General features: G+C 61.1%; 12 protein-coding genes. 8 read left to right on the top strand and 4 right to left on the bottom strand.

The annotated features are described in order from the left end of the window. Window positions 1–66 precede the first annotated feature (66 nt). A complete protein-coding gene (tatC, locus tag BM235_RS24945; protein WP_090117113.1) occupies window positions 67–804 on the bottom strand; it encodes a twin-arginine translocase subunit TatC in 738 nt (245 codons plus the stop codon). Window positions 805–962: 158 nt separating this feature from the next. Between tatC and BM235_RS24940 the strand changes: the two genes are divergently transcribed. Beyond that, on the top strand, window positions 963–1,337 hold the full coding sequence (locus BM235_RS24940) for a c-type cytochrome (RefSeq protein ID WP_090116967.1): 375 nt from the start codon (window positions 963–965) through the stop codon (window positions 1,335–1,337). A 103-nt stretch (window positions 1,338–1,440) separates the two neighbouring features. Here the strand turns inward: BM235_RS24940 and BM235_RS24935 are convergent, their stop codons facing one another. Further along, entirely contained in the window at window positions 1,441–1,995 is a 555-nt protein-coding gene (locus BM235_RS24935) for an NADPH-dependent FMN reductase (RefSeq protein WP_090116966.1), read from the bottom strand. 157 nt (window positions 1,996–2,152) lie between these two features. Between BM235_RS24935 and BM235_RS24930 the strand changes: the two genes are divergently transcribed. After that, entirely contained in the window at window positions 2,153–2,620 is a 468-nt protein-coding gene (locus tag BM235_RS24930; RefSeq protein WP_090116965.1) for a MarR family winged helix-turn-helix transcriptional regulator, read from the top strand. 81 nt (window positions 2,621–2,701) lie between these two features. Here BM235_RS24930 and BM235_RS24925 read toward each other — a convergent pair whose 3' ends face one another. After that, window positions 2,702–3,724, bottom strand: a complete 1,023-nt coding sequence (locus BM235_RS24925) for an N-acetylglucosamine kinase (protein WP_090116964.1) — start codon at window positions 3,722–3,724, stop codon at window positions 2,702–2,704. Window positions 3,725–4,021: 297 nt separating this feature from the next. Continuing rightward, complete coding sequence (locus BM235_RS24920) at window positions 4,022–5,302, bottom strand: 6-phospho-beta-glucosidase (RefSeq protein WP_090116963.1); 1,281 nt, start codon at window positions 5,300–5,302, stop codon at window positions 4,022–4,024. A 248-nt stretch (window positions 5,303–5,550) separates the two neighbouring features. On the opposite strand from BM235_RS24920, the gene BM235_RS24915 reads away from it, so the two are divergent. From BM235_RS24915 to BM235_RS24890, 6 genes are all read left to right on the top strand, one after another. After that, a complete protein-coding gene (locus tag BM235_RS24915) occupies window positions 5,551–6,414 on the top strand; it encodes a MurR/RpiR family transcriptional regulator (protein WP_090116962.1) in 864 nt (287 codons plus the stop codon). A 210-nt stretch (window positions 6,415–6,624) separates the two neighbouring features. Next, window positions 6,625–7,539 (top strand): N-acetylmuramic acid 6-phosphate etherase, encoded by a 915-nt coding sequence (gene murQ, locus BM235_RS24910; RefSeq protein WP_090116961.1) that lies wholly within the window; start codon window positions 6,625–6,627, stop codon window positions 7,537–7,539. Window positions 7,540–7,601: 62 nt separating this feature from the next. Then, window positions 7,602–9,065 carry an ABC transporter substrate-binding protein gene (locus BM235_RS24905; RefSeq protein ID WP_090116960.1) on the top strand — a complete coding sequence of 488 codons (1,464 nt, stop codon included), beginning with the start codon at window positions 7,602–7,604 and terminating at the stop codon, window positions 9,063–9,065. An 88-nt stretch (window positions 9,066–9,153) separates the two neighbouring features. Further along, the gene (locus BM235_RS24900) at window positions 9,154–10,056 is read left to right on the top strand and encodes a carbohydrate ABC transporter permease (protein WP_090116959.1); all 903 of its coding nucleotides are present in this window, start codon (window positions 9,154–9,156) and stop codon (window positions 10,054–10,056) included. A 19-nt stretch (window positions 10,057–10,075) separates the two neighbouring features. After that, complete coding sequence (locus tag BM235_RS24895; protein ID WP_090116958.1) at window positions 10,076–10,936, top strand: carbohydrate ABC transporter permease; 861 nt, start codon at window positions 10,076–10,078, stop codon at window positions 10,934–10,936. A 1-nt stretch (window position 10,937) separates the two neighbouring features. Next, window positions 10,938–12,179 (top strand): anhydro-N-acetylmuramic acid kinase, encoded by a 1,242-nt coding sequence (locus BM235_RS24890; RefSeq protein WP_255374588.1) that lies wholly within the window; start codon window positions 10,938–10,940, stop codon window positions 12,177–12,179. The last annotated feature ends 480 nt before the right edge of the window (window positions 12,180–12,659 follow it).

The raw sequence follows: 12,659 nt of genomic DNA, 5'->3' as shown, positions 1-12,659 counted from the left end.
AGGAATTACCGTGCTGGGCCGATGCTTCGTCGCGTTAATATTTAGCCGGCTGTAGCATGAACGTCGTTAACCCGGGGCCGGTCCCGCTGCTCGGCGCAGCCTGAACTGCCGGTTCGCGACGAGCGCGCTGCACTCGAACAGCAGCAGGAGCGGTACGGTGACGGACAGGTGGGAGAACAGGTCGGGCGGCGAGATGCACGAGCCGACGACCGCGAGCCCCACATAGGCGTATTTACGGATGAACTTGATGCGCGCAGGGTCCAACAGGCCGAGCTTCGTCAGGAAAAGCATGACGAGCGGCATCTCGAAGGCGATCCCGAGCGGCATCAGCACGCCGAACATAAAAGCGAAGTAACGTTCGATCCCGTACATCTCCACGGCGCCCACGCTCTCGTTCATCGACTGCATGAACCGGAGCATCATCGGAAAGACGAGGAAGTACCCGAACGAGACGCCGCCGAGAAACAGCAGGAACGAAGCCGGGACGTAGCCTAGCGTCCCGCGGGCTTCCCTGCCGGTCAAACCCGGCCTCACGAACGCCCAAGCCTGATACATCGCGAGCGGAAACGTCAGCAGCGCGGCGAGCAGGAAGGCGCACCGGAGATAGACGAACAAGCCGTCGGTAAAGGAGAAAACGTGCCAATCGATCGGCGCGCCCGCCGCCGCCCGCGACTTGAGCATCAGCAGGATGGAGGGAGACAAGTATAAGCCGGCGCCCATCGAAGCGACGAACCAGACGCCAGTGACGATCAACCGCTTGCGCAGCTCGGACAGATGGCCGATCCATTCTTGATTCGCGTTCAAACGCATCACCGCCGTTGCCATAAATTGCATAGCTTCGTCCTTATCGTATCCAATATGCCCGGGGCTATTCCCAAGCCGCCAAGCAAGCCGTCGCGTGTATGCCGTTCAGGAAAATGGAGAAATCTAACCGCAAACGGTCAGAAGGAGGTCAAGCTCGCATGAGAAAATGGGCGGCAATCGCGGCGGCTGCCGCGCTGCTGGCAATGACGACGGCGGCGTGCGGCAAAAACAATAACAACAACGCGTCCACGACGCCGCCGTCGAGCGAAGCGCCGGCATCGCCAAGCGGCACGACGACGGCATCCGGCGAAGGCGCGGAGACGATCTACAAAGCGCAATGCATCGCCTGTCATGCCGCGGATCTGAGCGGCGGCGTCGGTCCGAATCTGACGGACGTCGGCGCGCGCCTATCCACGGACGAGATCTCGACGCGCATTCACAACGGCGGCGGCGGCATGCCCGCGTTCAAGGGAACGCTGACGGACGATCAGATCAACACGCTGGTCAATTGGTTAAGCACGAAGAAGGGCTGAGCTCGCCGGCAGCGGGAAAACCGCGGCAAAAAGCCCGCGAACGCGATTCCGATCAGGAATCCGCGTCGCGGGCTTTTGGCGTGCAGCTTGGGGTACAGATGGATTACTTGGCTCTGACCGGCTTCAAGGCCGCGCTCCAGGTAAGGAGCTGATTCAGCATTTCATTCACGATCGGAATGTGCAGCTCCGCCGGTTTGAACGTTTGACGATCCGCGAAGTCGGTATATACGGAGAGTACCGGGTTCGAGCGCACGTCCGCGACCAACAATTCGCCCAAAATGCCGCGCAAATGCTCGGCTGCGCGCGCGCCGCCGGCGGAGCCGTAGCTGACGATGCCCGCGGCTTTGTGGTTCCAAGCGTCGCGAGCCATATCGAGCGCGTTTTTCAGCACGCCCGTAATGCTATGGTTATACTCTTGGACGATAAAAATAAATCCGTCCAGGGACGCGAGCTTTTGATTCCAGGCGGCGATGCCGGGCTCCTGCATGGCGGTCGTTCCGAAAAACGGCAAATCGTATTCGGCGATATCCACGATTTCGTAATTGGCGTCCTGCCGCCGGTCGGCGATTTCCTTTACCCATGCGCCGACTTGGGGGCTGACCCGTCCTTCGCGGGTGCTGCCCAGGATAATGCCGATGTTCAAGTTCGCTTGCGTCATATGGATTCCTCCGTCTTCTTCATTTGCATCCGAGTAAGAAACATGTAAACTTAAACAAGAAGAGCGAAATGCTGTGGTGGGTGAAAGTGAGGGCCCTCACTAATTCGTTTTTAGCTTACCTTTCTACTATTCGTTTGTCAAGGAGCGATCCGATTCCATGACCGATTCCGATACGGGGGATTCGAAGGCGGCAGAGGTCGTTCAGCTGCTGCTGCGGGCTACCCACTATATACAGCAAGAATTCGAAGCGCGGTTATCTTCGTCGGACCTGCCCTTTCAACTGTCGGGCTCGCGGATCCGGCTCTTGCTCGCCGTCTGGGGCGCCGATACGATCCGTATGAACGAGCTGGCGGGCAAGCTGGGCGTAAAAGCAAGGACGGTCACGGAGCAAGTGGACGCGTTGGAGCGGGACGGGCTGATCAGGCGGATCGCGGATCCGAACGACCGCCGCGCGACGCTGCTGCAGCTCACGGACGAAGCGCGCTGCCAGGTTCACCGGATCAAAGCCCATCAAGCGCAAATTTCGGAGTCTTTGCTTCGAGGTTTTACGGCCAAGCAGCGTTCAGAGCTGAGCGAGCTGCTGTCCGCTTTATTGAATGGCAAAGAAACGGACTTCTCGTGCTGATTTTTCGTGCTGATTCGGAAACGACAAACGGACCCCTTCGCCTCTGCATAGAGAGCGATGGGGTCCGTTTGCGCATGGCGATTAGCATCGCGTTTGCACGCCGTGCAGCACCTTGCTTCGCATGTCGGCGCCGACCGGCTCGCCGTGGGCCAACTCCAGCGCCCACAGCACGGCGCCCGTCGCCGGCGGCACCGCGAGCGGGAGGAACCGGCAGCGGCGGCCGGTCAGCTCGCCGACGTCCTGCATGTACCGCTGCATCATCAGCGGACTCTCCGCCTTGATCCAGACGGAGCCGGACAGCACGATCTCGATCTCGTCGTCCGCGCCGAAGTCGAGATTGGCGATGCATCCGGCCGTGGACAGCGCCATCTGCCGGGCCGAGTGCGCAAGCAGCGCGACCGCCGCTTCGTCGCCCGCGTCCGCCGCGGCGAACAGCACGCGCATCAGCTCCGTGTTCGGGAGCGTACGCTTGTACGCGGCTTCGGCGGCGTACGCCATGAAGCGCTCGCGCGACGGCGCGCCGAGCAGCGCCATGACCGGCTCGGCCATCGCGGTCGGCGGGCCCAGCCGGTAGAAGCCGTCATAGACGGCGCGCACGACCTTGCGGCCCAAGTAATAGCCGCCGCCTTCGTCCCCGGCGAGCTCGCTGCCGATGCCGCCGACCTGCAGCCGCATGCCGCTGGGCGATATGCCGCCCGTGACGGCGCCCGAGCCGTTGACGGAGCAGATGCCGTAGCCCCGCAAAGTGCCCGCCTTGATGCCGAGGAACGAATCGTTGTCCACGGCATGCCGCCGCAGCCCGATCCGCTCGGCGATCCGGCTGAGCGCTTCCTGCTGCGTAGGCAGATCGCAGCCGGCAAGGCCGAACGCCGCGGCATCGACCTGCGAGAGCGCGACGCCGCAGGGCTCGAGCAGCTCGCGGATGCGCGCGTCCATCTCGCGGTAGGCGCCGGCGTATCCGTCGGCGAACCGCTCATGGCTGCAGGTGCCTGCGTTCACGTGATTGACGAAGCCGCCCTCGCGGTCGAACAAGAAATAATCGGTCTTGCTGTTGCCGCCGTCGACGCCGATGACGTAGCCGGTTCCCGGCTTGGCTCCGGACATGGGTTTCACGCTCGTTTCTCGTTCATGTATTGACTTGTCGCCCGCCCTGATCGCCACGGCTCGCATGCTATCATGCAAATGCGCGTGATTCGGTAGCGGAGCGCGTCGACGTGTGAGGCTATCGCGCAAAAATGCATCATACAGCGCGCTCTTTCTGCGGAGACGGCGATTTGCGGGGACGTATCCTGCAGATTTGCGCGATAGACACGGCATTGCAGTGGGATGCGATGGCTATCGTGTACTTTTGCGCGATGCGCGCGGCTGCGAGGCAGCCGCCGCCCCCCGTTCATGCAAGTCTCAGCCGAACTGCGGCAAATACGCCTTGTGCGCTTCCTTCAGCTCCCCGAAGCAGGCGAGCGCCGTATTGTAGTCGCCGACAAGCGGGTTCATCAGCAGCGCCCGCATCGCGGCGTCCTCGCTGCCGCTCACCGCGGCCGCCACCGTCTCGCGCTCGTACGCCTTCACCATCCGCATGTAATCGATGATATGGCGATTGGCGAAGCCCGGCACCGCGACCGGCACCGCGCCGTCCTTGCCGATGACCGCGGACACCTCGACCGCGTCGTCGTCCTTCATGAATGCCAGCGCGCCGCGATTCAGCAGGTTCACGACATGCACCTCGCGCTTGTCGTTCCAGATCGCGTCCACGAGGCTGATGGCCACCTCCGAGTAGTTGGCGCCGCCGCGCGAGGAGAGGAGCTCGGGCTTCACGTGCAGCTCGGCGTCCTCATAGATCCGCAGCAGGTCGGCCTCGATGCCGATGCACTTCTCGCCGCGCGTCTGCTCGCTCTCCATCAGCAGCTTCAGCTTTTTGTCCTTGAAGTAGTAATACTCGAGATAGGAGGAAGGGATGGCGCCGACCATGTTCACCAGCTCGCGGCTGAAGCCGCTCGACGGAATGTTCTTCATCGCCTCGCTGTTGAGCCCGAGCTCAAGCGCCGTTTTCAGATAGTCCTTGCCGTCATGCTCGATCGCGGTAATCCAGCTCAGGTGGTTGAGGCCGACATACGTCATCTTGGCGTCGGGCAGCGCGAGCGATTCGCGGATGCTCTTGTACATATTGTAGGGAACGTTGCACAGGCCGAGCATCTTAACGCCGGTATGCTTCAGCAGCGCCTCGGTAATGATGCCCGCGGGGTTGGAGAAGTTGATCAGCCATGCGTCCGGGCACAGCTCCTGCATACGCGCCGCGATCTGCAGCATGACCGGGATCGTGCGCATCGCCTTGAAGAAGCCGCCGATCCCGCACGTCTCCTGGCCGATGAGGCCGTACTTGAGCGGGATCTTCTCGTCGAGCACGCGGGCGGATAGCTTGCCGACGCGAATCTGCGCGAGCACGAAGTCGGCGTCCCGCAGCGCCTCGTCCAGGTCCTGGGTCAGCGTGACGCGGCAGGACAGATTCTCCGCTTCGATCATGCGCCGGCATAGGCTGCCGACGACGTTCAGCTTGCGCTCGTCGATGTCCATCAGCACGAGCTCGCTGACGGGCAGGACGCCCTTGCGCTTGATGATGCCTTCGATCAGCTCCGGCGTGTACGTGCTGCCGGAACCGATAATCGCGATTTTCAGCTTGCTCATGACGTTCCTCCTGCGGGCCTTTTTCGGTTCAGCATGTCCTCTAAGCTCGGGCCCTTCATTTGCGGCTATTATAGCATGGGGCCTTCCTGCCAACAATAAAATATAGAAATTTTATTTCAGTATGATATATTTGTTTCAAAATATTATTTCTAAGCCTTAGAAGGCGCATCCGCTCCGCCGTCCCTTGTCTTTTGGAAAAAATGGCCTTACTATTTACTAAAATACGACAGAATGCGCAGGTACCTACCATGGCGATCCAGAACAATATATTGCTCAAGATCCGCGACATGAAGGACAGCATGACGCCCGTCGAACGGATGGTGGCCGAGTACATCCTCGCCAATACGGAGGAGATTCCGCACCTCTCCATCAAGAGTCTCGCGCAGTTCAGCCGGACGAGCGACGCGTCGGTGCTGCGATTCTGCAAGACGCTCGGCTACAGCGGCTACCGCAGCTTCATCGTCAGCATCTCCGCGTCGGTCGGTTCGATGGACGAGGAGCAGAAGGACGAGTATACCGACATCCAGCCCGGAGACGATCTGAACGTCGTCGTCTCGAACATCTCGTACAACAACATGAAGTCGATCGAGGATACGCTCAGCATCATCGACCGGGGCGCCGTCGCGAAGGCGGTTCAGGCGCTGCGCGACACGAACCGGATCGTTTTCTTCGGCATCGGGGCTTCGGGACTCGTATGCATGGACGGCGAGCAGAAGTTTTCCCGCATCAACAAGATGTGCCACGCCTACACGGACGGGCACAGCCAGCTGACGGCGGCCACGCTGCTCGGCAAGGGCGACGTCGCCTTCTTCGTCTCGAACTCGGGCGATACGATCGAGATCCTGGAGGCGCTCGAGATCACGCAGCGCGCGGGCGCGACATCGATCGCCCTCACCAAGTTCAACAAGAGCGAGCTTGCGGACAAAGCCGACATCGTGCTGAGCATCTCGACGCCGGAGGTCACGATCCGCAGCGGCGCGATGGGGTCGCGCATCGCGATGCTGACCGTCATCGACATCTTGTTCGCCGGGGTAGCGAGCGCGGAATATCCGAATATTAAAAAGTATTTGTTGAAAACCCACAATATTTTGGCGGGCAAGCACCGCAGATAAACGTTTTCAGACATTGCCGGACGACGCGGCGGTGTCTTTTTTTGTTGTTTTTCTGAAAATAAAAATGCAATTAAAATTTTTACAATGAAATTTTATTTCAAAAAGTATTGACGCTTACAAAGCGAAGGCGATAAGATATACCCCAAGAGGGGGCATTAAAAGAGATCCATGAAAGGACGATCCTCACAAACAAAGGGTAGGAGAATGGCCATGAACGAATATCTCGCGGGTCTAACCACCGAGAAGATCAATCCGGCAACCCGGACGATCGACGAGTGCACAACGGAGCAGATGCTGCATCTTCTCAACCGGGAGGATGCCGCCGTTCCGGCCGCGGTGGCGGAAGAAATTCCGAACATCATGGAGGCTGTGGACGTTCTGCATGCCCGGCTCAAGAGCGGGGGCAGAATGTTCTACATTGGCGCCGGGTCATCCGGCAGAATCGGCGTACTGGACGCATCCGAGTGTCCGCCCACCTTCGGGGTCGACCCTGAGCTCGTGCAGGGGCATATAGCAGGCGGGGATACGGCGCTTCGGACAGCGGTGGAAGGATTCGAGGACAACGCGGAGGAGGGGATGGCGCTCATCGAGCGCATCGGCGTGACTGGCAAGGACGCGGTCGTCGGCATCTCCGCCAGCGGCAGCGCGGCCTTCGTCATCGCCGCGATCCGCCGGGCCGGCGAGATCGGCGCTGCCACGATCGGGGTCGTCAACAACAAAGGCTCGAAGCTCGGCGAAGTGTGCGACATCTGCATCGCGCCCGTCGTCGGACCGGAGGTCATCATGGGCTCCACGCGGCTGAAGGCCGGTTCGGCGCAGAAGCTGGTGCTCAACATGCTGACGACGGCGACGATGGTCAAGCTTGGGAAAACCTACAACAATCTGATGGTCGACCTCAAGGCGAGCAACAAGAAGCTGCTGGATCGTTCGATCCGCATCATCAGGGCCGCGACCGGCGTCGACGCCGAGACGGCGTCCGATTACCTGGCGCGGGCGTCGCAGAGCTGCAAGCTCGCCATTCTGATGATCGAGACGGGGCTCTCCGCTTCGGACGCGGCCGCATCGCTGGCCCGCTTCGACGGCAATCTCAAGGCGACGATCCGCGCGCACAAGCAAGTCGTTTAACCGGCAAGCGTTAGTCCTATCATTCACCCGTTAAGGGGCCATCCCAAGGAGGAAGCATTCGAATGATGAACAAAGGCAAAGCACTCTCGCTCATGCTCGCAGCGACGCTGTCCGTATCCGCGCTGACCGCGTGCGGCGGCAACAACAACAATAACGGCGCGGCCAGCCCGTCCTCTCCCGCATCCGGCTCGGCGGCCGCATCCGGTTCCGCGGATTCGGGCGCCAAGGACACGATCACGGCGCTGCTGCCGCCCGTATCGCCGACGTACCAGGACAACTTCGACCAGATGGAAAAGGACTTCAACGCGAAGTACCCGAACCTGACGCTCAAGATCGAGCCGGCCAGCTGGGAGGACATGACGCAGAAGCTCGATACGCAAGTCAACGCGGGCAGCCCGCCGGACATCGCGTTCATCGGCTCCGACGGCATCTCCAAGTACGTGCAGCAGGGCATGGCGCTCGACCTGACGGACGTCGCGACGCCGGAGATGACGGGCGACTACGACGCCACGCCGCTTGAGTACATGAAGAACGGATCCGGCCTGTACGGCTTCCCCGCCTATATGGAAGTCCACGCCCTCGGCGGCAATAAGCAGTTCCTCGAGGAAGCGGGCATCGACTGGAAAAAAGTGCAGAAGGACGGCTGGACCTACGACGAATTCCGCGACGCGATCAAAAAGGGCGTCGTGAAAAACGGCGACGCGACCTCCCGCTACGGCTTCGTCTTCGCCACGGCCGGCGTCGCTTCCAAGGATTACCTCGGCATCATGGCCAAGAGCGCGGGCATGCCTGCGGCATTCAACAAAGATCTGAAGTATGCTTATACGAGCAAGAACTACCTTGAGTTGCTGACGGATCTCCGCCAGATGATCGACGACGGCTCGATGCCGAAGGAGCTGAGCTCCGTCGACGCGGGCAAGCGCTGGAACATGTTCCTGACCGGCCAGACGATGATCACCGGGAAGGGCTTGGCGACGTTCGAGAACTCCGCGAAGAAAAACAACGCGAAGATCGACGCCAAGGACGGCAGCGCCGTCAAGGACAGCATCAAGGTCGACTACATCGTCCTGCCGGTACCGACCTTCGCAGGCGCGGAGCCGGTGTCCTCCACGGTCGTCGACGGCTACGTCGCGTTCCGCGGCAAGAAGGAGCCGACCGCCGAGCATAAGGCGAACATCGCCAAGGCCGCCTACTTCCTGTCGAGCGGCAAGGTCGCGGCCACGACGAACAACGACCTGTTCGCGGCCCACATCACGAAGAGCGGACGCGAAGCGGCGGCTTCGATGACGATCGACCGCAACCCGGACAACGTCGCGGCCGTCGAGACGATGCTCTCTCATGCCGCGCCTGCACGCCCCGACATTCCGGCCGATCTCGGCGCCAAGGCGATCAAGATCGAGAACGAAGTCATCGTACCGAAAATGCAGGCCTTGCTCGCAGGCGAGATCAAGCCGCAGGATATGTACGACGCGGTGAAGAAGGCCGCGATCGACGCCTTCGGACAGGACGGCATCGTCCAAGATTAATAACGCATTCGCGTACGGATAGCCGCGTGAGCACCCCGCATGCGGCTATCCTTCTTCATACGCGGACGCTAGGAGAGGAGTCCTGCACATGGCCCAGTCGGCACAACCGGTCAAAAAGCGCAAGATCAAAGGCGACGGCGCATGGGGCTACGCGTTTATCGCGGTCGCGCTCATCGTATACGCCCTGTTTACGGCATATCCGGTCATCAGCGCGTTCCTCATCAGCTTCCAGGAATACAAGCCGCTGGGTTCGACCTACATCGGCTTCGACAATTATACGGCGACCTTCAAGGACGACCTGTTCTGGAAATCGATCAAGAACACGCTCGTCTATACGGTGCTGACCGTCCCGGTCGCGCTGCTGCTGTCCTTTCTCGTCGCGATCATGATTCTCCCGCTGCGCAAGAAGCTGCAGACCGTGTTCAAGGCCGTGTATTACCTGCCCGTGGTCGCCTCGGGCGTCGCGCTCTCGCTCGTCTGGCTGTGGATCTTCGATCCGATGCCGGGCGGCATCTTCAACCAATTCATCGGCTGGTTCGGCGCGCACAACCAGAACTGGCTCGGCTCGAGCGCCACGGCGATGTTCTCGCTGGTCATCATGGCGTGGCTGTCCAGCCACGGCGCGAGCATCATCATCTACCTGGCCGCGCTGCTCGGCATCGACGACAGTTACTACGAAGCGGCGGACCTGGACGGCGCGTCCTTCCTGCAGAAGCTGTGGCATATCGTCATCCCCAGCCTGAAGCCGACGACGCTGTTCCTGCTCGTGACGGCGATCATCGGATCGTTCCAAGTGTTCCAGAACGCGTATCTGATGACCGGCGGCGGACCGGACCACGCGACGACGATGGTCGGCCTGCTCATTTTCGACAATGCCTTCAAGTACTTTGAATTCGGCAAAGCCGCGGCCCAATCTCTGATATTGGCGCTTATCATAGCCCTGGTCTCGCTGTTCCAGTTCAAGTTCCTGGGCAAAGACGTGGATTACTAGGGGAAGGAGGCAACCGCAGATGTCACTATACAATAACCATACCGGCAGCCGGGCGGGCAAGACCGCCCGCAATACCGTGATTGTCGTCCTTCTCTTGCTCTTCGCGCTGGCGACGCTGTTCCCCATCTACTTCATGGTCATCTCCTCGTTCGGAGACCCGGTCGAGGCAGGGGCCGTCAGCTATTCCATCTGGCCGGGGAAGTTCACGCTGGAGTCGTATTCCTTTTTCTTCAACTATAGCGAGTACTCGTACCGCTGGATTTTGAACTCGACGATCGTAGCGGGCGCCGTGACGATCACGAACGTCTTCTTCGCGACATTGGCGGGGTATGCGTTCTCCAAGCTGCGCTTCAGGGGCAGGGGCGTGCTCTTCTCCATCCTGCTGGCGGCGATGATGATCCCGTACCAGGTGACGCAGGTCCCGCTGTACATTCTGATCGTCAACACGTTCCATATCGAAAATACGTACAGTGCGCTCATCCTGCCGGGCCTCGTGACGGTGTACAACATTTTCCTCGCCAAGCAGTTCATGAGCAGCATCCCGACCGAGATCATGGAGTCCGCGAAAGTGGAAGGCTGCAGCCAGCTTCAGATTTTCTTCAGGATCATCATGCCTTTATCCAAGACGGTCATGGCCGTTATCGCGATCCTGACGTTCATGGAGAGCTGGAACACGTTTTTCTGGCCGTTCCTCGTCACGAACACGATGGATATGCAGACGATCCAGGTCGGTCTCAAAAACTTCCGCTTCGCGAACACGACGTACTTCTCCCCGATGATGGCGGGCGCGACGATCTCGGCGGTGCCGATGTTCATTCTGTTCTTCAGCCTGCAGAAGTACTTCCTCGAAGGCGTTACCGTCGGCGCGGTCAAGGGCTGATATGGCCGGGGAAAAGGAAGGGACTCGGCGCACGGCGATGCGGGAGAGCGGCGAAGCTGCGGAAGAGCGGGGCGGGACTAAGACGGGTAAACCATCGCGGCGCTACGCGGTCGGCCTGATGTCGGGGACTTCCGTCGACGGCATCGACGCCGCGGCTGTCGAGATCATAGGTGTGCCGGGCGACGCGCGCATCGAGGTGCGCCTGCTCGCCTTCGAGAACAAGCCGTACCCGGCGGACGTGCGTCGCGAGATCTTCGAGCTGTTCGACCCGGCGCAGGCGACCGTGGACCGGGTGGGCGGGATGAACGTCCGCCTTGGGCGGCTATACGCGGAAGCGGCGCTGTCCGTCATCCGCTTGGCAGGCCTCGCGCCGGCGGACGTGACGGTCGTAGGCTCGCACGGGCAGACGATCTACCATGCGCCGGAGGCCGGCTATACGGTGCAAATCGGCGAAGGCGCCGTTATTGCCGCGCGCACGGGCATTCCGTGCGTGTCGGACTTCCGCCCCGCGGACCTCGCGGTGGGCGGACAGGGCGCGCCGCTCGTCCCGTTCACTGAATATTTGCTCTACCGGGAGCCGGACCGGACGCTGCTGCTGCAGAACATCGGCGGTATCGGCAATGTCACCGTCATTCCGGCGGGCTGCGGCCCGGAGGACGTATTCGCCTTCGACACGGGTCCGGGCAACATGCTCATCGACGGCGTCGCGAGTCTCGTGACGGGCGGCGCGCTCGCGATGGATGCGGGCGGCGCGTTGGCGGCTCGGGGCAGCGTGAGCGAGACGCTGCTGGGCGAGCTTCGGCAGGACGCGTATTACGCGATGCCCGTGCCGAAGTCGACGGGCCGCGAGCGGTTCGGCGCGGACTACGTGGAGCGGATCGTGCGCCGCGGCCGCGAGCTCGGTCTGTCGGACGCGGATCTCGCGGCCACGGTCACGAGGCTGACCGCTTGGTCGATCGGCGACGCGTACGACCGGTTTATCGCGGGCAGGCATACCGCGAATCTCATGATCGTCGGCGGGGGCGGCAGCTATAACCCCGTGCTGATGCGGGATCTCGCCGCCGAGATGGCGGCGCGCGGCGTGGCGGTCGCGACGCAGGAGGAAGTCGGCGGCAGCAGCGACTCCAAGGAGGCGATCGCGTTCGCGCTGCTCGCGGACTACGCGATGGCGCGGCAGCCGGCCAACCTGCCGGCGGCGACGGGCGCGGCGCGGCCGGTGGTGCTGGGGAAGATCTCGTACTGAGCTAGTTGTGGCGTAGGAATAAGGGAGATGCGGTTGGATAGGGCGGGGGCGCGGGTAGGTTACGAGCCGAGGGTTTGACGCAAGCCGCGAGCAGAGCGCCACTCTCCGGACGATAACTGCATATGTGCAGCTATTATTCCCGATGCGCCTTCCTACTCGGTCATTAACTGCAAATGTGCAATTAATTCCGATGAAGTGTACCGAAACACGCGATCCCGGCGGAAATAACTGCATTTTTGCATTTCATTTCGTCCGAGCTTCGATTGGCTTGAAAATAACTGCAAAAATGCATTTGTGCGAAGCGGCGAGAAGGTGCGGCGGATGAACATCGGAAGTTCTCGATGCGCGAAGCGCGCAAAACGGACGAGTTGGTCGCGGGCGAAGTGTGGACGTAAATGAACACATGGAGTGGCGGCGAGACGATTGCGGGCAAAGTGTGGATGTACGTGCATACATGGAGCGGCGGCGAGACGGTTGCGG

Origin of the sequence: Cohnella sp. OV330, from assembly GCF_900112065.1 — a bacterium.
Lineage (GTDB): Bacteria > Bacillota > Bacilli > Paenibacillales > Paenibacillaceae > Cohnella.
The sequence above is the reverse complement of the archived record's forward strand: the minus strand, read 5'-3'. Positions and strand labels throughout refer to the sequence as shown.

Excerpts from the sequence above, each read along its gene's own strand:
- BM235_RS24920 (WP_090116963.1), bottom strand. The coding sequence starts at position 5,302 with ATGAGCAAGCTGAAAATCGCGATTATCGGTTCCGGCAGCACGTACACG.
- BM235_RS24900 (WP_090116959.1), top strand. The coding sequence starts at position 9,154 with ATGGCCCAGTCGGCACAACCGGTCAAAAAGCGCAAGATCAAAGGCGAC.
- murQ (WP_090116961.1), top strand. The coding sequence starts at position 6,625 with ATGAACGAATATCTCGCGGGTCTAACCACCGAGAAGATCAATCCGGCA.
- BM235_RS24895 (WP_090116958.1), top strand. The coding sequence starts at position 10,076 with ATGTCACTATACAATAACCATACCGGCAGCCGGGCGGGCAAGACCGCC.
- BM235_RS24940 (WP_090116967.1), top strand. The coding sequence starts at position 963 with ATGAGAAAATGGGCGGCAATCGCGGCGGCTGCCGCGCTGCTGGCAATG.
- BM235_RS24925 (WP_090116964.1), bottom strand. The coding sequence starts at position 3,724 with ATGTCCGGAGCCAAGCCGGGAACCGGCTACGTCATCGGCGTCGACGGC.
- BM235_RS24915 (WP_090116962.1), top strand. The coding sequence starts at position 5,551 with ATGGCGATCCAGAACAATATATTGCTCAAGATCCGCGACATGAAGGAC.
- BM235_RS24890 (WP_255374588.1), top strand. The coding sequence starts at position 10,938 with ATGGCCGGGGAAAAGGAAGGGACTCGGCGCACGGCGATGCGGGAGAGC.
- BM235_RS24935 (WP_090116966.1), bottom strand. The coding sequence starts at position 1,995 with ATGACGCAAGCGAACTTGAACATCGGCATTATCCTGGGCAGCACCCGC.
- BM235_RS24905 (WP_090116960.1), top strand. The coding sequence starts at position 7,602 with ATGATGAACAAAGGCAAAGCACTCTCGCTCATGCTCGCAGCGACGCTG.
- BM235_RS24930 (WP_090116965.1), top strand. The coding sequence starts at position 2,153 with ATGACCGATTCCGATACGGGGGATTCGAAGGCGGCAGAGGTCGTTCAG.